Here is a 20,533-nt window from a genome sequence, read left to right as displayed (position 1 = left end):
AGGGGTAGACGGCACCCCGAGTAAGCTGAAATTCATCGTGCAAATCGGTTGTATAACCAATGCTAATAATCACGGTTTTCGTGAGCGTCTGGGAAGTTCAACTTATATAAATCAACACGTTACGTCACAATTGTCCCGCATGACGTTCTATTCGAATGCGCTGGTTAACAGTTTTGTCAGCGAAATTGATCTGTATTTCATGCACCTTTCCCCGCTTTACGGTAGAGAAGGGAACGGTCCAGTGCCGTCTTTTGTATGACCGCAGAGAGATTGGGCGGATGAATTTCAGAGATTTGGAATACGTGCTTGCCATCGCGAAGCATGGCAAGTTCAGCCAGGCGGCGGTTGCGTGCAACGTTTCGCAACCTGCTCTGTCGAACCAGATCAAGAAGCTGGAACAGGAACTGGGTGTTGAACTGTTTCTGCGGCTGAATAGCGAAGTGCGGCCAACCGCGTTTGGTCAGAGCATCCTGAGTGTCGCTGAATCCATTCTGTCGGACGCACAGAAGATCCGCGATTCCGCCACCCAATTTCGCGACCCCGAGGCCGTTGCATATCGGATTGGCATGACGCCAACGCTTGCACCGTACCTGACGCAGTATTTTTCAGAGCTGTTCAGCGATATTTTTCCGCGTATGCGAGTGACAATGATTGAGGATCTTCCACAGAACATGTTGCAGATGGTTGAAGACCATCAGCTGGACATGGCGCTGGTGGCTCAGGTCAACAACAGTGACGCTTTGGCTTTCACGTCGATTTGGTCCGAACCCCTGTTTCTGGCCATGCGCGAGGGGCATCCGCTGTGTATGCTTCCTTCAATAGCACCTGAGGGCGTTCCCGCGCATGACTTTATCCGGCTTCCTCACAGTTTCGGCTATGAGCTTGAGGACCGTTTGCCCAAAGCTGATCCTGCGATCCGGGTCGCAAAGCGGTTTGATCTGAGCGCGCTGAGGTTTGAAACGATCTGTCGGCACATCTGTCATTCTGATGATTGTACAATTGTGTCGGCCCTGGCTGCCGAGCAATTCAAGCGGGACAAATGGCCCTTGTGTTTTGTTCCGTTTGAGGGCCCAGGAAACCTACGCAACCTTGGGGCCGCGACCCGCCCGGGATGCCCCAGAAACCCCGTGCTGAACCGTGTCGGTGCATATATTCAGGACCGGCCACCGGTTGGTGTGACCCCAACATTCTCGCAATAAATACCCGTCGATCCTTTTGATCATGCAACGCAATGATGCGGGGCAGTCTTTCGGCTGCTTCCTTTGCATTTGGTTAAGCTGTGCAAGAGCTATCAAAGTGAGTTGACAATGGATTTTGTATTTTGGATACATTGGGCACAGATTTCGCGGCGATGAGAGTCGTCAGAAATTGCTTGGTCAACAAAAGCAACGCGAAAGCCGATTGAAAATTTTTCTGGGAGACAATCATGAAACTTAAATTTTTGGCTGCAACAGCGGCAGTTGCCCTGTCCAGCGCAGCCGCTCAGGCAAATACGCTTGTTTATTGTTCAGAAGGCTCACCCGAAGGGTTTGACCCGGCGCTTTTTACGGCCGGAACCACCTTTGACGCCTCATCGCACCCGATCTACAACCGCCTGCTGGAATTCGAAACCGGCACAACCAACGTTATCCCCGGTCTGGCCGAAAGCGTCGAAGCCAGTGATGATGGCCTGGAGTACACATTCAAGCTGCGTCAGGGTGTGAAGTTCCATTCGAATGACGAGTTCACGCCGACCCGCGATTTCAATGCGGATGACGTGATCTTCTCATTCATGCGCCAAAAGGATGACAGCCATCCCTATAATCAGGTGTCAGGCGGTACGTGGGAATACTTCAAGGGTATGGGTATGCCCGATCTGGTCGAGTCCATTGAAAAGGTCGACGACTACACCGTCAAATTCACTCTGACCAAGCCTGAGGCGCCGTTTGTTGCCAACATGGCGATGGACTTCGCTTCGATCCTGTCTGCAGAATATGCAGATGCGATGATGGAAGCCGGGACGCCTGAAAAGCTGAACACCGCGCCCATCGGTACTGGCCCATTCTCGTTCTTGGCGTACCAGAAAGATGCCGTGATCCGCTATGCCCAGAATGCCGACTACTGGAAGGCTCCTGCGGATGTTGAGAACCTGATCTTTGCGATCACTCCGGACGCATCCGTGCGTTATCAGAAGCTGAAGGCTGGCGAATGCCACATCATGCCGTATCCCAACCCGGCCGACATTCAGGCAATGCAGGATGATGCTGACATCAACATGATGGAGCAAGAGGGTCTGAACGTCGGTTATCTGGCCTACAACACCACGATGGCGCCGTTTGATAACCCGAATGTCCGCAAGGCGCTGAATATGGCGATCGACAAGAACGCGATCATCGACGTGGTGTTCCAGGGCTCGGGTCAGGTTGCCAAAAACCCGATCCCGCCAACAATGTGGGGCTACAACGACGCAATCACCGACGATGCCTATGATCCGGAAGCGGCCAAGGCGATGCTGGAAGCCGAAGGTGTTTCCGACCTGTCGATGAAGGTATGGGCAATGCCGGTACAGCGTCCGTACAACCCGAATGCGCGCCGTATGGCCGAACTGATCCAGGCGGATTTCGCGAAGGTTGGCGTGGACGTCGAGATCGTGTCCTACGAATGGGGCGAGTATCTGTCGCGTTCGAAAGATCTGGACCGTGACGGTGCTGTTCTGCTGGGTTGGACCGGTGACAATGGCGACCCAGACAACTTCCTGGCGGTCCTGCTGGGTTGTGACGGTCGCGAAGCGTCGAACCGAGCACAATGGTGCCATGAGCCGTTCGAAGATCTGATCCTGAAGGCCAAACAGTCCACGGATCAGGCTGAACGCACCAAGCTGTATGAAGATGCCCAGGTCATCTTCAAAGAGCAGGCCCCGTGGGCAACCATTGCGCACTCGGTCGTGTATATGCCGATGAGCAATAAGGTTCAGGGCTATAAAGTGCACCCGCTGGGCGGCCACATCTTCTACGGTGTGAGCGTCGAATAAACCACCACTCAACGACCGGAGCTGCCCAATTGGCGGCTCCGGTTTTCTTTATTGGGAGGTCGGCGCGAATGCCGGATTTGTCCGAGTACCAACAACTGGCAAAGGGCATGTCAGTAGATGCCGTGGCACTGGTGCCCGGCCCGAATTTTACCCGAGCTTTGGGAAAACCCTTTATGAGCCACGAGCGGCCCTTTGTGGTCGTGATCCCGGCCATGGGTGAACCAGCCGCGATTGTGCCGAACCTGGAATTGGGCTCATGGGCGCTGGTCGGATTTGACGGCGCTGTCTTCGACTGGCGCGACCAGACGGGCTATGACGACGCCTTCGCGGCGCTGGCTGAACACATGCCGCTGCGATCTCTCGCGGTCGAAGGGCAGGTGATGCGGGTCTTTGTCTCCAAGGCCTTTACCCGTGCCTTGCCTGAGCTGCGGATCGTGGACGCGGAACGCGAGATATCCGGTCTACGCATCATCAAGACAGACAATGACATTGCAGCGCTGCAAACGGCGATTGATATCTCGGAACGAGCGCTGGAGCGGGTCATTGCGGATGTTCGCGTTGGCCAAACAGAAGTACAGATTGAACAAGCCTTGATCCAGGCGCTGTTCGCAGAAGGGGCTGCGTCGCTGGCCTTTTCACCTATCGTGACAGCCGGAGGAAACTCGGCTCAACCGCATGGTAAAGCGCGCGCGGATTATCAGATCAAAGCAGGCGACGCGCTGCTGTTCGATTTCGGCGCACGTAAACACGGGTTTGCCGCGGACATCACGCGTACCTTTTTCGTCGCCGAAGCCTCGGATGAAGGCAGGGCGGTCTACGACACCGTTCTGCGGGCCAATCTAGTCGGCTTCGAAGCTTGCAAACCAGGAGCAACCGCCCACGATATCGACGATGCGGTGACCAGCGTGCTCGAGGCCTCGCCCTATGCTGATCGTATCCGCACCAAGACCGGTCATGGGCTGGGCCGCGATGTGCACGAAGCGCCCTACATCATGCGTGGCAACGGCCAGATCATGCACGCGGGCATGGTTTGGACAAACGAGCCGGGCCTCTATGACCTGGACAATTTCGGCGTTCGGATCGAAGATGACGTACTGGTGACCAAAGACGGTTGCCGGTCGTTGACCAGCTTTCCCAAAGAACTAACAATCATAGGGCGCTGATGTTTGGCTATTTCCTTACCCGCCTCGGCATGTTCGTTCCGACATTTCTGGGCGTAACACTGATCTCGTTCATGTTCATTCGGGTGCTTCCAGGCGATCCGATCATCGTCATGGCCGGTGAACGCGGAATGTCCGAAGAACGCTATCAGGAGATGGTCGAGAAGCTGGGCTTCGACAAACCTGTTCTGCAGCAATACTGGGACTATCTGGTTGGCGTGTTGCATGGTGATCTGGGCGAGAGCTTTGTCACTAAGAAGCCGGTTTGGGACGAATTCTTTGCCCTGTTTCCGGCCACGCTGGAATTGTCGATCTGCGCCATGATTTTTGCAGTAGCTTTGGGGCTGCCTGCGGGCGTTATTGCCGCTGTGAATCGGGGCAAATTTTTCGACCGGGCGCTGATGTCGTCCGCGCTGATCGGGTATTCCATGCCGATCTTCTGGTGGGCGCTGTTGTTGATCATCGTGTTTTCCGGCAACCTTGGTTGGACGCCTGTCTCAGGCCGGATCGACCTGCTGTACTACTTTCCAAGTGTCACAGGCTTCATGTTGATCGACAGTCTGCTGTCCGGGCAGGAGGGGGCGTTTGGATCGGCTGTACGCCATCTAATTCTGCCGACCATCGTTTTGGGCACGATCCCTTTGGCCGTAATTGCACGCCAGACCCGTTCGGCCATGTTGGAAGTGTTGGGTGAGGATTACATCCGCACGGCCCGCGCCAAGGGCCTCGCCCCTGCGCGGATCAATGGGCTGCATGCGCTGCGCAATGCGCTGATCCCGGTGATTACAGTGATCGGCCTGTCGGTCGGCACTTTGCTGGCCGGAGCGATCCTGACCGAGACAATCTTTAGCTGGCCAGGCATCGGCAAGTGGATGGTCGATAGCATTTTCCGCCGCGACTACCCGGTGGTGCAGGGCGGCCTGTTGATGATCGCCGTGATCGTCATGCTGGTGAACTTGCTGGTCGATGTCCTTTACGGCGTCATCAACCCCAAAATCCGGAGGCGATGATGGCTGAATTGTCCGCGACCCCACCAAAAACCGAAGACCGCCCCAGCGCCCTGCGAGAGTTCTGGTATTACTTCAGCGAAAACCGCGGCGCGGTGATGGGCCTTTGGGTCTTTGCCGCTTTTGTCTTCTGCGCGGCCTTTGCACCTTTGTTGGCGCCTTACGACCCGACAGAACAGTTCCGCAATCACATTCTGCAACCTCCTGCGTGGCAAGAAGGCGGCAGTTGGGCCTTCCCGTTGGGCACCGATCCGCTGGGACGGGATATGCTGTCGCGGCTGATCATGGGCTCGCGCTATTCTTTCTTTGTCGGCATCGTGGTGGTCTGTGTCGCCGTGACTGGCGGGGTGATTGTCGGCCTGCTGTCGGGTTTTGCGCCAAAATGGGTCGATACAATGATCATGCGGGTGATGGATATCATCCTGTCCTTTCCCTCACTACTGCTTGCGCTGGTTCTGGTTGCCATCCTTGGTCCCTCGTTGACCAACGCGATGATCGCCATCGCCATTGTGTTTCAACCGCATTACGTGCGTTTGACCCGGGCATCTGTGTTGGCAGAGCGGCAAAAGGATTATGTGACCTCTGCCCGCGTTGCCGGTGCCAGCAAGGCCCGGCTCATGTTCAAGACCGTGCTGCCAAATTGTCTGGCCCCGATCATCGTTCAGGCCGCACTGTCGTTCTCGACCGCCATTCTGGATGCCGCAGCCCTTGGTTTTCTGGGCATGGGAGCGCAGCCGCCCACGCCGGAATGGGGCACCATGCTGGCCGAAGCGCGTGAGTTTATTCTGCGTGCGTGGTGGGTGGTGACGTTCCCCGGTCTGGCCATCCTAGTCACGGTGCTGGCCATCAACCTGATGGGCGACGGTCTGCGCGACGCGCTGGACCCTAAGCTAAAGCGGAGCTGACGACATGAGCCTGTTGGATATCCGAAACCTCACCGTCGAATTCGCAACCGCCTCGGGTCAGTTCCGGGCTGTGGATGGTGTTGATCTGTCTGTCGACAAGGGCGAGTTGATGGCCATTGTCGGCGAAAGCGGCTCAGGCAAATCCGTGTCGATGCTGGCGCTGATGGGATTGCTGCCATGGACCGCTACAATCACCGCAGATCAACTGAGTTTCGAAGGCATTGACCTGACCAAAATCTCGGCCCGTGACCGTCGCAAGATCATCGGCAAAGACATTGCCATGATTTTTCAGGAACCGATGTCATCGCTGAATCCTTGCTTTACGGTTGGCTTCCAGATCAAGGAAGCCTTGCGCATCCACCTGGGCCTGAACCGAAAGGACCGCCACCAACGCGCTATTGAACTGTTTGATCAGGTCGGAATCCCCGCACCCGAAAGCCGACTGAACACGTTTCCGCATCAGATGTCCGGCGGCATGAACCAGAGGGTGATGATTGCGATGGCCATCGCCTGCAAACCCAAGCTGTTGATTGCGGACGAGCCGACAACAGCACTGGACGTGACAATTCAGGCGCAAATCCTTGATCTGTTGGTTCGCCTTCGGGACGAACAGGGCATGGGTTTGGTCCTTATCACTCATGATATGGGTGTTGTCGCCGAGACCGCCGAGCGGGTTCAAGTCCAATATGCTGGCCAAAAGGTCGAGGAGCAGGCAGTCAAAGACCTGTTCCGCACCCCGCGTCACCCCTACACAACTGCGTTGCTCAACGCGCTTCCGGAGCGGGCGACGTCTAAGATGCTACCGACCATTCCCGGCGTCGTTCCAGGGCAGTTTGACCGGCCAAAAGGATGTCTGTTCAGCCCCAGATGCCAATATGCAGATGATCTGTGCCGATCGTTGCCCCCAACCCCGCACAGTGCGGAATTCGGCAAGGCGCGCTGCCATTACGTTGAAAAAATTACAACCGGAGAGCTGGCATGACCGCCCCCATCGTTCATGCCAGTGATTTGGCCAGGTTCTACACCGTAAAAGGCGGGTTGTTGTCGAAGGCCGCAACGGTCAAGGCCTTGTCTGGCGTGGACTTCGAACTGCGGCCGGGCAAAACGCTGGCAATCGTGGGGGAGTCTGGTTGTGGGAAGTCCACCCTCGCAAGGGTGGTGACGATGATCGAAGAACCGACCTCGGGTAGTCTGACCATCGATGGTGTTGAAATATCTCCATCGAAATGGGCCCAGATGCGTGAAACTGTGCAGATTGTGTTTCAGGATCCCTACGGCTCGCTCAACCCGCGCCAACGGATCGGTCAAATCCTGCAAGAGCCATTGATAATTAACCGCCGCGAGATGTCCGCAGCCGACCGCGAGGCGCGCGCGCGTGAAATGATCGACCTCGTGGGGCTGCGGCCCGAACATTACGATCGCTACCCACACATGTTCTCGGGCGGGCAGCGTCAGCGGATTGCGATTGCCCGCGCCTTGATGCTGAACCCCAAGGTGCTGGTGCTGGATGAGCCGGTTTCAGCACTGGACGTCTCGATCCAGTCGCAAATTCTGAACCTGCTGGTCGAATTGCAGGAACGTCTGAACCTTGCCTATCTGTTCATTTCGCATGATTTGTCGGTGGTAAAGCACTTTGCCGACGACGTAATTGTCATGTATCTGGGCCGCGCGGTTGAAAAAGCTCCGAAAGAAAAGCTGTTTGCTGCCCCTCGACATCCTTATTCCAAAGCTCTTTTGTCGACGACGCCCCGCGCAGATCCCGACGCGCGCAAGGATCGGATCAAACTGGAAGGCGAGCTTCCGTCCCCGATGAATATCCCCAAAGGCTGTGCCTTTGCACAACGGTGCTGGCTTGCAACCGAAGAATGCCGCGCCGCGCCGCCAGAACTGAGCGGGTCAGACCACAAAGTGGCGTGCCTGCATCCTCTGGGGTAAGAAAGCTGACATTCAGTCGGTGTCACCTTTCCGTGTCTTGATAACCATCGCCAACAACTGATCCTTGGTCCGTTGAATATGCTTGGTCAGTAGTTCACCTGCGGCATCAACCTGACGTTTGCGTGCCAGCGACAAAAGCTGTCGGTGGTCTTGCTTGGCGGGCTCGCGCTGTTCCATGACGCTCAGATGCATACGGACATAGCGGTCCGATTGCAGATTGACCCTTTGCAGGATCTCATTGGTCAACCCACGATCAGCAGCCGCATAAAGGGCTTTGTGGTATTCATAATTCAGGCTGCCCCACCGCCCGACATTGTAAGCTTCGTAAGACCTTTCCATGTCATCGAGCAGCTTCTCGCACCTGGCGAAATCAGCTTCCGTCATCTGCGGAATGGACCTTTTAAACAGGTCGACCTCCAAAAGAACCCGAAGGTCGAAAATCTCGCCAATTTCCGAAAGCGAATGCGAAGTCACCGATGCACCTCGGTTGTTTGTCAGCTGCACAAGGCCTTCGGCATCCAGCCGTTTCAGAGCTTCTCGGATGGGCATGCGCGAAACATCATAATCCTCGGCAAGGGCCTCTTGCCGGATGGTTTCACCTTCGGCCATCTCTCCGCTTAGGATACGTTCCCGCAGATCATTTGTGATGACTTCTGGAAGACTTTGACGTGCGATCGCGCGAGTTCTGGGCATAAGAGTGGTCTCGGTCGGTGTAAGTTGTATCCAAAATACAAAATGAGCGTTCGATTTCCAAGGGTCTTACATCTATTGATAACTTATAGTTGCTCGAGCGTTTCAGCAGGCCAGCGACGATGCGGTATTCGAACGCGAAGGAGGGGTATAGTGGACAGCCAACGTTTCCTGCCCAAGGGGGCGATTTCCGTCGACGTTCCCTATGATGGACCACCCAAGGCCTTTCATTTCCTGTTGCTGCCTAATACCACGATGTTGGCGTTTAGCGCTGCGATTGAACCCTTGCGTATTTCAAACCAACTGGCACGAAAGCAATTGTTCGAATGGTACGTCTTGTCTGCAGACGGTGCACCGGTCACGTGTTCGAACGGAATCCGCATTCAAGCTGACCAACCCATGCACGATCTGGAGCAGGGGGCCTATACTTTCGTATGTTCCGGCACTGAGCCGATGGCCTCGTTTGATACCCCGGTTCTGAATTGGATCCGTCGGCAAAAGGCGCATGGATGCGATTTTGGTGGTATCTGCACCGGGGCCTTTGCCTTGGCCAAGGCCGGCCTGATCGGCGACAAGAAGTTCACCGTTCATTGGGAAAACCGCCCCGGGTTTTGCGAGTATTTTCCGACAATGACGCCAACCCAGAGCCTGTACGAAATTGACGGCAAGCTGCGCACTTGCGGGGGAGGGCACGCCAGCACCGATATGATGCTGGAAGTGATTGAGGAATTGTTCGGCAACGCCCTGGCCATCAACGTGTCCGAGATGTGTTTGCACCGACGCGTCGGTGAAAGTGGCAGCAATCAAGTTTCGCCCGTCTCGGCCCTTTTGGGGACACGCAACGCCAAGCTGGTCGAAGCTGTCCAGATCATGCGAGACAACATTGAATCGCCGCTTAGCCTCGAAGAGGTGGCGGATCAGGCGTCACTGTCCAGACGCCATATGGAACGGCTGTTCCAGCAGCACACCAAGATGTCGCCCGGCCAGTATTACAACAACCTCAGGCTAGATCGTGCCTTCGCCCTATTGAATGAAACCGACCTCAGCGTATCCGAGATTGCCTTTGCATCTGGGTTTTCCAGCACGGACAGGCTTTCGGTTCATTTCCGAGGCCGGTACAAGGTTTCGCCGCATAGCTTCCGCAGATCGTGGTCGCACGAAAGTGGCAGCTAAGACCATTGGTGTGACTTGGATATCGAAGTGCATTCCAGCTCTGGACTGACACAGTGGATTGCTCTGGCTTTCGACCCAACGCGGAAATTTTGCAATTCTGTGATCTATAGTTGGCACTAGAACGGGCGCACTTAACCCAAGGCTACGAAGACGATGATGCAAATCCAGATCACAGCCCATCCGCGGGTCTATTCAATCCTGAATGTACCGGTTGAGAATACCTTCGCGGGTACTTCCCCGAACTGTCATGATCTGGCCGCGCTGGCGGCCGACTTACGCTGCCACGATGGATTGACCGATCGGGGTATTCCCTTCATCGTCAGTCGCGTGATCGACACTCTGCATTTTGAAGCACTTCTTTTTGCTACTACAGCGACGGCCCATTAATCATGGACGATATCATGAACACTTCCGGAATCCGCAATGAAGGCATGCGAATTGGCGGCGAGATTGTCTTTACCGATGCTAAAATCTCGGTCCACTATCCCTATACGAACGAGATTATTGGTACCGTCCCTGCCGGCACTTCTGAACATGCACGCAAAGCCTTTGAGATCGCCGCGAATTACGCGCCCACACTGACCCGTTATGAGCGCAGCGAAATTTTACGGCGCGCTGGCGTGTTGATTGGTGAAAAGCGCGAATACCTCGCAAAATGGCTGACGCTTGAGCTTGGCATCTGCCATCAGCACTCGATCTATGAAACCAAGCGCGCGCAGGACGTTTTTCAGTTCGCTGCCTCCGGGGCCCTTAAGGATGATGGTGAGGTGTTCTCGTGCGATCTGACCCACAACGGCAAGGCGCGCAAGATTTTCACCAAACGCGAGCCGGTCAGGACCATCAGCGCAATTACACCGTTCAATCATCCTCTGAACATGGTCAGCCACAAGATTGCGCCGTCCATTGCCACCAATAACTGCATGGTGTGCAAACCGACCGAGCTGACCCCTCTGACTGCCCTGACGCTGGCGGACATACTGTACGAGGCAGGGCTGCCGCCCGAAATGTTTCAGGTCGTGACTGGCTGGCCGCAGGACATAGGCGATGAGATGATCACCAATGAAAACATCGACATAATCACCTTCACGGGCGGTGTGCCGGTGGGCAAGATGATCGCGTCCAAGGCGGGTTACAAACGGCAGGCTCTGGAGTTGGGCGGCAACGATCCTCTGATCGTGCTGAATGATCTGAATGACGCCGATCTGGACAAGGCCGCAAGCATAGCTGTGGCCGGGGCCACAGGGAATTCGGGGCAACGCTGCACCGCGATCAAACGTATTCTGGTTCAGGAAAGCGTGGCAGATAGATTTGTGCCACTTGTTCTGGAAAAGGCCAAAGCGATCCGGTTTGGCGACCCTCAGGACCCGGAAACGCAATTGGGTTGCGTTATCCATGCACAAGCCGCCGAGTTGTTCGAAAACCGTGTACTGAAGGCTGCGCAAGAGGGCGCAGAAATCCTCTATCACCCGGGCCGTGTCGGTGCACTGTTGCCGCCGATCGTCATCGACAAGGTGCCCCATGGCAGCGAATTGGTAATGGAGGAGACATTTGGCCCAATCGTGCCAATCGTTCGTGTTCCAGATGACGATGCGCAAGTCATGCAGATCTCAAACGGAACCGCATTTGGTTTGTCGGCGGGCGTTTGCACTAACGATCTGAACCGGGCGATTTCCTACATCAACGGTTTGAACGTCGGCACGTGCAACATCTGGGAACAGCCCGGCTACCGGATCGAAATGTCCCCCTTTGGCGGCATCAAGGACAGCGGCAACGGCGTCAAGGAAGGCGTGATCGAGGCGATGAAATTCTTCACCAACGTCAAAACCTATTCACTGCCATGGCCCGAGTGACTTTTCGGCCATCTGTCTGTTGCAGGGAAATTGTGGCAATTGCACAAACAGGTGGTTCAGCCCTGCACAACGTTCTGCCGTTGCACGCCTAAGCCTTTGATGCCCAACTCCATCCTGTCGCCAGGTTTTAGATAGGTGGGCGGGTTTTGCCCCATGCCCACACCCGGAGGCGTGCCAGTCGAAATCACATCTCCCGGCTGTAGCGACATGAACTGCGACAGATGAGAGATTAAAGTCGCCACGCTGAAATGCATCGTACTGGTCGAACCATCCTGAAACCGTTGCCCGCTTACCTCAAGATACATCTGCAGATCCTGCGGATTGGGCACCTCATCCCGTGTCACAAGCCATGGACCTATAGGACCGAACGTATCGGCGGATTTGCCTTTGACCCACTGGCCGGAACGGTGAAGTTGGAAATCGCGCTCTGATATGTCGTTGATGACGCAATAGCCGGCGACATGGTTCAAGGCTTCGGATTCCGAGACGTATTTGGCCTCTTTCCCGATCACCACGCCCAGTTCCACCTCCCAATCGGTTTTGACAGACCCGCGTGGAATTTCGACCGTGTCGTTGGGGCCAATGATGGCTGACGTCGCCTTGAAAAAAACCACCGGTTCCTGCGGCAATTCCATCCCACTTTCGGCCGCGTGATCGGCGTAGTTCAGACCTATGCAGACGAACTTGCCAACCTGACCAACGCAAGCGCCAATCCGCGGATGGCCGTCCACCAGCGGCAGGCTTGCTGTATCCAACCTGCGCAATCGGTCCAGGGCCTCATCGCCAAGCGACTCGCCTGTGAGATCGCCAAACACACCCGACAAATCACGAATTGCGCCCTTGGCATCCAGAAGACCGGGCTTTTCCGCGCCCTTGGGACCGAACCGCAGTAATTTCATTGATAGTGTTCCCTTTACTCAGAGCGTCCGCGGCCATCAATAGCCAACAGGGGTGCGGATGGGAAATTCCGTTGTATTTGACCGGACAGCACACTTATCGACCCCCTGCACCAAAAACTCAAATCTTGTGGTGAATTAAACAGAGGACAGAGTTTCTGTAATCTCATTTCGTAATTTATAATTTTTTGTGCTAGTGTCCGAGCAGATTTTACTGATTTCTTTCAAAGGTACTATTTATCGTGAGCAACAATTCACAAAACACGTTCAGGTTGCGCCCAATGGAAAGGGCAGATCTGGATTCCGTTCTGAGTTGGTTTCAGGACGTTGAAGACCTTGCGCGTTTCGATCGTACAACGCGCGTGCCACTCAATACATCGCATGCCGAAGAATTTTGGAGAGATTCATGTACGTCTTCCGATGCCAGCCGCAAATGTTGGTTTGTCGTCGAGTCCTCCGCAGGTGAGGCCGTTGGGCTGGCCGGGCTTGAGTCTATCTCGAACATCAATCGCGATGCAGTGGTTGCAGTTTTCGTCAACAAAGCAATGCGTAGATCCGGCGTCGGGCTTCGAGCATCCGCTTTGGTGCTGGACCTGGCATTTCGACAGCTGGGGCTGAACCGCATAACGTCTTATTATCGTGAGGACAATCATCACAGCCGTGATCTTGTTGCCAAGATAGGATTCCAGATTGAAGGGACGATGCGTCAAGCGTGGTTCGCTGAAGGTGAGTTTCAAGATATGGTTGTTGTGGGCATTCTGAAATCCGAGTGGATGGTTCGCCGAAACGTTTTGGCACAGGAACTGGATGCGAATACGATCGTGACTTTGGGGCCGAATGATTGCGCCGCCTGGTCATGGCCGCCTCAGATCGCTGAGGTGTGATCAGTTCCGATCAAAACTGCTTCGGTCGTCAAAAACGTTTTTTGATATATGTTGGTTACGGGTCCGCTATGAATCCGAAAAAAGAGTAACACTTGTGAGTACGACAATTTCTGACATTCCAATTACTCAACGGCTTGGCGCAGTATTGTTCGCTGATGTCGTAGGATACTCCCGGCTCATGAGCGAGAATGAGCTGGATACCTATAATGAATTGAAAGCATTGATTTCTTTGCTTGAAGCCTCGTGCGCAAAGTACAACGGTCGGGTGGTAGAGGTACGTGGGGACGGGATTTTGGCCCTGTTCGAAACTGCCACCAGCGCAGTGGAATTCGGGGTCGAATTGCATCAAATCGCAAGCGATCAGAATAAGACCCGCGCGCAGGATCAGCGAATCAAGTTCCGGGCCGGGATTCACCTTGGTGAGATTCTGATAGACGAGCGGGGCATTCATGGTGACAACGTCAATATCGCGGCCCGGTTGCAAGAAATAGCCGAGCCTGAGCGGGTCTATGTCAGCTCTGCCGTGTATGATCAGGTCTGCAATCGCCTGCGCTTTGGGTACGAGTTTCTGGGGCCAAAACAGCTCAAGAATATCATGAATCCTGTCTCGACCTACTGCGTCCGCAGCGAAGTGGCCGGCGCGACCATGGCCGGCACGATGCGCCCGGATTTGAAAGGGGACATATTCGAACGGCCGGATACGCCGTCGGTGGCCGTTCTGCCTTTCAGCAGCTCTGGCGGCGATGAGTCCGACAGCTGGATCGCCGAAGGTCTGACGGACGACATCATCATGAATCTGTCCAAGTTCCGGAACCTTTTTATCATCGCCCGGAACTCGTCATTTTTCTTCAGGACACAGTCGATGCCTCCGAAAGAGGCGGCGCAAAAGCTGAATGTCCGCTATGTCGCGCGCGGCAGTGTACGTCGGTCAGCCAGTCGGATCAGGATTTCCGCCGAGTTGATTAATGCCAACACCGAGCGCACAATCTGGGGCGAACGGTTTGATCGCAAGATTGACGATATTTTCGACATTCTTGATGAGGTCACGGAGTGCATTGTGGCGGCCACTGCGGTGATGATCGAGTCGCATGAAAAACAGCGCATGATTCAGGCGATTCCAAACGATCTTGAGGCCTATGGTTCGGTCCTTCAAGGTCAGCACCACATCTTCAAATATACCCGAAACGACAACCGCAAGGCACAGAATTTCTATCAATCAGCCCTTGAACGGGACGAAGGATATGCCCGTGCTGCAGCAGCGCTGTCGCGAACTCTAAATATCGACTGGCGTTATTCCTGGGCCGAAGAGCCGTCACAATCCCTGGAAAAGGCGCTGATGTTGGCGCAGCGCGCGATTGAGCTGGACCCGACCGACGCGCGTGGTTTCGGCGAATTGGGCTATGTGCACCTGTACCGCAAAGAGCATGACGCAGCCATCCAATCCTATCAGAGGGCGCTGGCGTTAAACCCAAATGACGCAGATATGCATTCTGACTTTGCCGATGCTCTGGCCCATTCGGGCGATAACGAGACGGCCATAACGCATCTTCAGCAAGCAATGCGTCTAAATCCCTATTTCCCGGATCAATACCTTTGGCACTTGGGCGGAGCGTATTACAACCTCAGACGCTATGAGGATGTAATTGAGACAGTCAACAAGATGAACAATCCGACTGAAGGGCAGCGTATGCTGGCCGCCAGCTATGCTCAGCTGGGTCAAACGGACATGGCCCGCCTCATAAGGGAAAAGCACCGCGAGGCGCATCCGAACTTTTCGCTGGCCCGGTGGACAACCGTTCAACCGGATCGGCTAGAAGAAGACACGCAGCACTTTGTGGAAGGTCTGAAAAAGGCCGGGTTCTAAAATGCAAAGGGGCACCGCGTTCCGGTGCCCCTGAGCTTACTTTCGAAAACTGGATTTAGTCGCCGCCGCGTACCTTTGCGCCGCTGACCTTGGCACCGCTCACCTTCGCGCCACTGACTTTGGCACCGCTGACCTTGGCCCCACTTACTTTCGCACCGCTTATCGCCGGGCTGTCAAAACCGAAATAGATGTCCAGCAGGACCTGCTCGAACTGGCCGGTCATCACATCCATACGAAATGTGAAGTCAGCCTTGTCGTAGTCCCAGACTCGCATATCATTGGAAAACTGATAATCCGCCGAAGCAACACCAGAAAGCGTCGGACTTACTGGCGCACGAGAACCCTGACCTACAGGCGCATTCGCTTCGGTTGCTGAATCACCTTCACCATGTACCAGGAAAATAGTGGGTTCGGGCAGTTCATAGTACGTGCCTTCATATGCGAAGCCGTAGATCCTGGCGAGTTGGGCATCGTCATCCAGCTGTTCCGCAAGATGATTGTTGTTGCCGCGCCGTTTTCTGCGCCTGCCGACTTGCTCGAACTGTTGTTGCCCAAGATCAAATCTGCCTGTTTGCTCCCAAAACGGTTTTTGGGGATCGAACTGCGTGCCCTTCCGCACTCTGATCAACGTCCCGCGTTTAACCTGTGTTTTGTTAAACCAGGAGCTGTCCGTATCGTCCGCCACGGTGTAAATGCCGTTTTGATCCAAATTGGCCTGATTTTTCACCAATACGCGGTCACGCGGCTTCAATGTCACGCCGTCGACTGAGGCCCCCTTCAAAGGAGGTTGCATATTTGCGGTGGTGGCTGCTTTTACTTTGGTTTGTGACTGGATTTTTATATCTTCAATAATTCGACCAAACAACAACACTTCTGAAAAACTGAGCAAGGATTCAGCCATATCTCTCTCTCCCAATTACGGGATCGACGAAGCCAGAACCCTCATCTCCCCCTCAAAATAAGCTCGAAAAATATTCGAGCAAATGCGTTCCAATAAACTTCTTCCGATTGCATGCCACAAAACCGCTTAAAAATAAAGGATTTTACAGGTCATTCCGGCACCTGCGTGCGAACCGAGGCCGAGTGGCTCTCTTCTTCGGGATCGGGCAGACGCGGACCGGCAGACATCAGACCAATATCTCGCATGCGGAAGTTGCCTTCGATGATGTCGCGAAAAGCACCGCCAGTGATTTCCTGGTCGACCGCCAGCAGGGCCTTTTCAACACCGAAATAGCTGAGCATATCCGCATCCAGTCGATCCCATGTGTCGGCCAGATAGGTTCCCAGAAAATCGCGCGCCTCAAGCAAAGCGATCCGGAAACCTTCGGGGTTTTCGGCATAACGGGTATCGAACACACCCTGCATCACCTCGCTGTAATCCGGAGAGTCTTCCAACTGATCCGACAGATGTTCTTCTTCGGGTGAGATCAGGCCATGCAGCAGCAGGCGTTCGTGATAAATGTCTACGAAAACGTCGAACATCGCTCCGGTCAACGGTTCGGAAAGATCGTGTTCGCTGATCCATCCGGCCGCAAACTCTGACATGGACCGTGTGTTGGCGGCAATTCGGATTTGCGCGTTTTCCCCGAGTTCTGCAAACCGGTTCAGACGATTGAATGTGTAAAGGTTGCCCCGCGTGTTTTTTAACAGAGTGTCAACTACAGAACCAAAATGTAGCGACGCAAGAAGGGCGACCATATCGGCAGCTGACTCGTGAAACCCATAATATTCACCCGACGCATCCCCATCTGACGGCATACCAATGACGCTATAGATAATGGCATGTCCAATTTCATGGGAGACAACGTCAAAGTTCAGGCTGTATGGCCGGTAATCATCTCCATGTTCGTGCGTGCCGCCTGTTTCCAGAAACCCCCAGCCAATATGTGCGTTATCCAGACTGGGTAGCAGGGATAATTCAAGCCGGTCGAAATCGCGCGCGAAATGCCACGGGATTGGGCGATCAAAATACCCTTGCCACACATCCATTGTAAAATGGGCCGACCCGAACAAATGCGCTGCTTCAAATGCGGGGTCGGATGGGGCGATATGAAAGAAATTCCCGAACTCATCGGGCATTGCGGGCGGCTGAATGTACCCGTCCCATGGCGGCAGATACATACCCGGTCCATTCGGACCTGGAACGATGGCACCGTAAGGTGTGGTTTTTCCAACAGGGTTGACGGTGTACATGCGCGGACCGGAAGGCCCTGGCCCAATGCTGCCTTGCGGAGCCGAAATTTCGACAAGCTCCGGTTGCGCGCCAGGTTCCAGAAAAGGCGATTGCGGATACAGCAGGAACCGTGTGCCGGGTTCTTCGTCGCTTACAGTCTCATGTGTGTTCATCAATCGACCCTTCGTGCCGGGCGGAGGTCACCTTGCTTTTTGGGACGTCCGCACAGGCACTCCTGTGGCAAAACAAATACTCTGCTTCGATCAACTCACCCAGTTCCGCGCGCCCGGATAGGCCAAGCGAGGTTGCGTAGCTGTCCAGGTTATCCGGCACGTCCTGGTCAAGGCGCGTTTCAAAATACCAAACGACCATACGCAGACGATCCGCGCCCGAGAGGTGCCCATTCACAATCGCAGCTTTTTCCTTGGCGGTCGCCCGTTCCCGTAGATCGGTATACTTTCCGGTTCGTTTCAGTTCGGCCAGCAATGGCCCATCCAACTGGGTCAAACGCGCGGCGACCGTCGCATCGATCCGAGCGGCATCCGCCAGTATGTCCTCGTATTCCGCAAGGTTCAGATCATTGGCGGCCAGCCATTCCATCAAATGCGCTTTTTGAGACAATCCAGCTTTGGCCCTATGGTCCGTCATCTGCCGGATCAGGGCGTCACGATCAGGATGCCGATCCTGTTCGGCGGCTTCTTCCTGTGCCATCACGCTCAGCACTGAGCGGTTGCGTAATTCGGTGAAAAGTTCCGGGTCCAACCTCAACTCGTCGATCACCGCGTGGTTCTTTGCCTCGTTGGTGTCGATGCGGTTGCGCAACTGTTTCCACACCAATGTTGGTTCGGTCCGCGTTGCGGGATTTGGGGGTAGGGTGCTCTGCGACAGGCAATCCGCCATAAGGGCCAGCATCGCGCGGGCGTCATTTGCTTTCGCATCAATTTGGCCGTCGGGCAGCCAATCCAAAAAGGCCGCTATTCCGGGTAGATCGCTTAACTCTTTGCCGATGTTTTGCCAGATACGGTGCCGATAATGTCTGGATTTCGCATGCTCTAAGATAGTGGCGACGCTTTCAGAAGGCAAAATCCCCTGAGCCTGCGCCTGTTTGACTGTGGCTCGGATAGATACCATCGGTGTACTAAGCGGTTGAAAACCCAGCTCTGCCGGGCTGTGCAGAACCGCGACCTCATCGTCATCCTGCAAAACGCCGCTGAGGTAGTCCTCAAAGATCCCGCCGACACCGATCATTCCAAAATCGGCAAGTTCCGCTGCACGCAGGGCACCCATGCTGGCGCTGCCAAATACCGGTATCCCTTGTTCCATCGCCCACAAGATTTCCTTGTGCCAAACCGAGGGCACACCTTCGAAGAACCCATCTATGATCCCAATGGCGTGCGGTTGATCCTTGGCTGCGCGATAGACATCACCCTGCTGAACAGGGGGCAGGATCGCAGCATTCAACTGTGCGGTGACTTCGTGTGCTGGCAGGGTAGGGCCCACAAATACGACAACGTTCATGCGGTTTCCTGCCTGATCTGCAGCGCTCTTAGGCCCGGTAAGTAATCCGCGTCGTCGTGCGGCGCTTCCAAGCCCGGTATGACCGCCCGAACAACCGAAAGATCATATTCAGGCCGAGACAAGTCCACGATCACCACCTGAGAAACCCCGACGGCCTCTAACCTGATTAACAGCAAAGCCAGGTCATCCTCGAATGTCTTGGTTGAATGCGTCGGGCAGTCCTGAAAATTCCCTGTCGGAGGGGCGCGATCGATCAGATCCCGCACATATCTACACCGATCCGTTTGCGCCTGATCAGTGAATTCTGCCGGATCCAGATCATCGCGCGCGCCCGAGATATAGGCCAGCCGGGTCTGAGCAGCCTCTGTCACCGCGCGCAGCAACGCGATTGCACGATCCGGATGACATCCGTCGCCGATGCCGATGTGACCAGGCTGCCCGCCAGCCTCGCAGATCACGCAGCGAAAACTGGCAATTCCGATATCCGACGTGGTGTTCCACAGCCCGATCTCCAGATTTGCGGTGGTGATTTTTTCAATGGCCGCCTGACATCGCTGATCATCGACAGTGTCGGGATCAATACGCACGGTCGTGGATTGATGAGACCACAGCGTCGTTGCATCGCGCTCAATCAATTCGCAAATCGCATGACAACTCGCTTCGGCGACATTGTTGCCCGAAGCCAAACCATTCGTTGTTCTGGGAAATGCGCGTTGTCCAGCGAGTGGAGGCGTGGTGTAGTCAGTGTCCACCATCTCAAGCGGAACCCAGCAGGTGTGTTGGCTCTTCAAATCCCGGCCTTCGACCCATAACATGTTGCCGTTGGGGTCAAATTGCGCGCCGGTGACCTTAGGCAATCGCTCCACCTCCACAACGGTCGCGTCATCAGCCAAATCGGTAAATCTGGCAAGCCGTTGTGGAAGTCGTACACGTTCGGCATGCCAGGATTCGATCGCTTCCATAACGCCTGAAGCTTGCGCTGCCTGCAGCGACAGCCCCTTACCAAGTGACACCGCGACCGATCGGGAATTGGGGCGAGCGACCATAACAGTCGGTAAACCAATCCGATCCAGGCCGGTCAAATTTGCGATCCGAGTTATGCCCATTTCCCGAAGAAATGGTTGCACAATTCTTAAGGTGTGCTCGGGGTCGCGCAAACGGTGCGTGTCATGCACGTAGGTCTTTTGTGAATTACCGGTCATTTCATCGACCTTGCCAAAACAAACGTGCGGGTTCGCACAATATAACAAACTATACGCAAATAGGATGGTAGATGAATTCGCGTGGGTCAACCTTGCTGGTTTCTAGTAGTTATGTTCGAAACGTACAGGTGAATACTTACATCATTTTATTTAACATAAGATCAATTATGCGAATCCTCCACCCCCGTTGGGCACATTCTAAACTGGGTTGCGACAATTCCCCTATCTTGCTGAAAAGCAAGGAGAACAGAAATTGGCCCACACGG

At 54.8% G+C, this 20,533-nt stretch carries 18 protein-coding genes; 12 read left to right on the top strand and 6 right to left on the bottom strand.

Going from position 1 to position 20,533, the window contains the following annotated elements; genetic code table 11:
• The first annotated feature begins 278 nt into the window (after positions 1–278).
• The 7 genes from AC2FJC_RS19340 to AC2FJC_RS19310 all read left to right on the top strand — a co-directional run bounded on the left by AC2FJC_RS19340 (position 279) and on the right by AC2FJC_RS19310 (position 8,017).
• Complete coding sequence (locus tag AC2FJC_RS19340; RefSeq protein WP_496740889.1) at positions 279–1,199, top strand: LysR family transcriptional regulator; 921 nt, start codon at positions 279–281, stop codon at positions 1,197–1,199.
• A gap of 227 nt (positions 1,200–1,426) precedes the next feature.
• Positions 1,427–3,010, top strand: a complete 1,584-nt coding sequence (locus AC2FJC_RS19335) for an ABC transporter substrate-binding protein (RefSeq protein ID WP_496740887.1) — start codon at positions 1,427–1,429, stop codon at positions 3,008–3,010.
• A 68-nt stretch (positions 3,011–3,078) separates the two neighbouring features.
• The gene (locus tag AC2FJC_RS19330; protein WP_496740885.1) at positions 3,079–4,173 is read left to right on the top strand and encodes a M24 family metallopeptidase; all 1,095 of its coding nucleotides are present in this window, start codon (positions 3,079–3,081) and stop codon (positions 4,171–4,173) included.
• Positions 4,173–5,180 (top strand): ABC transporter permease subunit, encoded by a 1,008-nt coding sequence (locus AC2FJC_RS19325; protein ID WP_472725036.1) that lies wholly within the window; start codon positions 4,173–4,175, stop codon positions 5,178–5,180. The genes AC2FJC_RS19330 and AC2FJC_RS19325 overlap by 1 nt, the downstream gene beginning before the upstream one ends.
• The gene (locus AC2FJC_RS19320) at positions 5,177–6,082 is read left to right on the top strand and encodes an ABC transporter permease subunit (protein ID WP_082637042.1); all 906 of its coding nucleotides are present in this window, start codon (positions 5,177–5,179) and stop codon (positions 6,080–6,082) included. The genes AC2FJC_RS19325 and AC2FJC_RS19320 overlap by 4 nt, the downstream gene beginning before the upstream one ends.
• Positions 6,083–6,086: 4 nt before the next feature.
• Entirely contained in the window at positions 6,087–7,064 is a 978-nt protein-coding gene (locus AC2FJC_RS19315) for an ABC transporter ATP-binding protein (protein WP_058277169.1), read from the top strand.
• Positions 7,061–8,017 carry an ABC transporter ATP-binding protein gene (locus AC2FJC_RS19310; RefSeq protein ID WP_496740882.1) on the top strand — a complete coding sequence of 319 codons (957 nt, stop codon included), beginning with the start codon at positions 7,061–7,063 and terminating at the stop codon, positions 8,015–8,017. Before AC2FJC_RS19315 ends, AC2FJC_RS19310 begins: the two co-directional genes overlap by 4 nt.
• A gap of 12 nt (positions 8,018–8,029) precedes the next feature.
• Here AC2FJC_RS19310 and AC2FJC_RS19305 read toward each other — a convergent pair whose 3' ends face one another.
• Complete coding sequence (locus AC2FJC_RS19305) at positions 8,030–8,710, bottom strand: GntR family transcriptional regulator (RefSeq protein ID WP_496740881.1); 681 nt, start codon at positions 8,708–8,710, stop codon at positions 8,030–8,032.
• 150 nt (positions 8,711–8,860) lie between these two features.
• On the opposite strand from AC2FJC_RS19305, the gene AC2FJC_RS19300 reads away from it, so the two are divergent.
• From AC2FJC_RS19300 to phnY, 3 genes are all read left to right on the top strand, one after another.
• Complete coding sequence (locus tag AC2FJC_RS19300) at positions 8,861–9,880, top strand: GlxA family transcriptional regulator (protein WP_496740880.1); 1,020 nt, start codon at positions 8,861–8,863, stop codon at positions 9,878–9,880.
• Positions 9,881–10,036: 156 nt separating this feature from the next.
• Positions 10,037–10,267 carry a hypothetical protein gene (locus AC2FJC_RS19295; protein ID WP_496740879.1) on the top strand — a complete coding sequence of 77 codons (231 nt, stop codon included), beginning with the start codon at positions 10,037–10,039 and terminating at the stop codon, positions 10,265–10,267.
• A 14-nt stretch (positions 10,268–10,281) separates the two neighbouring features.
• A complete protein-coding gene (phnY, locus tag AC2FJC_RS19290; RefSeq protein ID WP_496740877.1) occupies positions 10,282–11,730 on the top strand; it encodes a phosphonoacetaldehyde dehydrogenase in 1,449 nt (482 codons plus the stop codon).
• A 56-nt stretch (positions 11,731–11,786) separates the two neighbouring features.
• Here phnY and AC2FJC_RS19285 read toward each other — a convergent pair whose 3' ends face one another.
• Positions 11,787–12,629, bottom strand: coding sequence for a fumarylacetoacetate hydrolase family protein (locus AC2FJC_RS19285; protein WP_496740875.1), 843 nt, complete (start codon positions 12,627–12,629; stop codon positions 11,787–11,789).
• 278 nt (positions 12,630–12,907) lie between these two features.
• On the opposite strand from AC2FJC_RS19285, the gene AC2FJC_RS19280 reads away from it, so the two are divergent.
• Together AC2FJC_RS19280 and AC2FJC_RS19275 are read left to right on the top strand one after the other, a co-directional pair.
• Complete coding sequence (locus AC2FJC_RS19280; protein ID WP_496740873.1) at positions 12,908–13,510, top strand: GNAT family N-acetyltransferase; 603 nt, start codon at positions 12,908–12,910, stop codon at positions 13,508–13,510.
• 94 nt (positions 13,511–13,604) lie between these two features.
• Positions 13,605–15,374, top strand: coding sequence for an adenylate/guanylate cyclase domain-containing protein (locus AC2FJC_RS19275; RefSeq protein WP_496740871.1), 1,770 nt, complete (start codon positions 13,605–13,607; stop codon positions 15,372–15,374).
• Positions 15,375–15,429: 55 nt separating this feature from the next.
• On the opposite strand, the gene AC2FJC_RS19270 is transcribed toward AC2FJC_RS19275, so the two are convergent.
• The 4 genes from AC2FJC_RS19270 to AC2FJC_RS19255 form a co-directional block, all read right to left on the bottom strand.
• The gene (locus tag AC2FJC_RS19270; RefSeq protein WP_496740869.1) at positions 15,430–16,275 is read right to left on the bottom strand and encodes a hypothetical protein; all 846 of its coding nucleotides are present in this window, start codon (positions 16,273–16,275) and stop codon (positions 15,430–15,432) included.
• 149 nt (positions 16,276–16,424) lie between these two features.
• The gene (locus tag AC2FJC_RS19265; RefSeq protein ID WP_496740867.1) at positions 16,425–17,720 is read right to left on the bottom strand and encodes a gluzincin family metallopeptidase; all 1,296 of its coding nucleotides are present in this window, start codon (positions 17,718–17,720) and stop codon (positions 16,425–16,427) included.
• Entirely contained in the window at positions 17,707–19,065 is a 1,359-nt protein-coding gene (locus AC2FJC_RS19260; protein ID WP_496740865.1) for a TfuA-like protein, read from the bottom strand. The genes AC2FJC_RS19265 and AC2FJC_RS19260 overlap by 14 nt, the downstream gene beginning before the upstream one ends.
• Complete coding sequence (locus tag AC2FJC_RS19255) at positions 19,062–20,267, bottom strand: YcaO-like family protein (RefSeq protein ID WP_496740863.1); 1,206 nt, start codon at positions 20,265–20,267, stop codon at positions 19,062–19,064. The genes AC2FJC_RS19260 and AC2FJC_RS19255 overlap by 4 nt, the downstream gene beginning before the upstream one ends.
• Positions 20,268–20,533: the final 266 nt, after the last annotated feature.

Source organism: Ruegeria sp. CDSB117 (genome assembly GCF_059611005.1).
The sequence above is the reverse complement of the archived record's forward strand: the minus strand, read 5'-3'. Positions and strand labels throughout refer to the sequence as shown.

Bases quoted from the DNA above. Each gene is read 5' to 3' on its own strand.
- AC2FJC_RS19280 (WP_496740873.1), top strand. From the start codon at position 12,908: ATGGAAAGGGCAGATCTGGATTCCGTTCTGAGTTGGTTTCAGGACGTT.
- AC2FJC_RS19315 (WP_058277169.1), top strand. From the start codon at position 6,087: ATGAGCCTGTTGGATATCCGAAACCTCACCGTCGAATTCGCAACCGCC.
- AC2FJC_RS19310 (WP_496740882.1), top strand. From the start codon at position 7,061: ATGACCGCCCCCATCGTTCATGCCAGTGATTTGGCCAGGTTCTACACC.
- AC2FJC_RS19340 (WP_496740889.1), top strand. From the start codon at position 279: ATGAATTTCAGAGATTTGGAATACGTGCTTGCCATCGCGAAGCATGGC.
- AC2FJC_RS19255 (WP_496740863.1), bottom strand. From the start codon at position 20,267: ATGACCGGTAATTCACAAAAGACCTACGTGCATGACACGCACCGTTTG.
- phnY (WP_496740877.1), top strand. From the start codon at position 10,282: ATGAACACTTCCGGAATCCGCAATGAAGGCATGCGAATTGGCGGCGAG.
- AC2FJC_RS19305 (WP_496740881.1), bottom strand. From the start codon at position 8,710: ATGCCCAGAACTCGCGCGATCGCACGTCAAAGTCTTCCAGAAGTCATC.
- AC2FJC_RS19295 (WP_496740879.1), top strand. From the start codon at position 10,037: ATGCAAATCCAGATCACAGCCCATCCGCGGGTCTATTCAATCCTGAAT.
- AC2FJC_RS19330 (WP_496740885.1), top strand. From the start codon at position 3,079: ATGCCGGATTTGTCCGAGTACCAACAACTGGCAAAGGGCATGTCAGTA.
- AC2FJC_RS19325 (WP_472725036.1), top strand. From the start codon at position 4,173: ATGTTTGGCTATTTCCTTACCCGCCTCGGCATGTTCGTTCCGACATTT.
- AC2FJC_RS19270 (WP_496740869.1), bottom strand. From the start codon at position 16,275: ATGGCTGAATCCTTGCTCAGTTTTTCAGAAGTGTTGTTGTTTGGTCGA.
- AC2FJC_RS19265 (WP_496740867.1), bottom strand. From the start codon at position 17,720: ATGAACACACATGAGACTGTAAGCGACGAAGAACCCGGCACACGGTTC.
- AC2FJC_RS19260 (WP_496740865.1), bottom strand. From the start codon at position 19,065: ATGAACGTTGTCGTATTTGTGGGCCCTACCCTGCCAGCACACGAAGTC.
- AC2FJC_RS19320 (WP_082637042.1), top strand. From the start codon at position 5,177: ATGATGGCTGAATTGTCCGCGACCCCACCAAAAACCGAAGACCGCCCC.
- AC2FJC_RS19335 (WP_496740887.1), top strand. From the start codon at position 1,427: ATGAAACTTAAATTTTTGGCTGCAACAGCGGCAGTTGCCCTGTCCAGC.
- AC2FJC_RS19285 (WP_496740875.1), bottom strand. From the start codon at position 12,629: ATGAAATTACTGCGGTTCGGTCCCAAGGGCGCGGAAAAGCCCGGTCTT.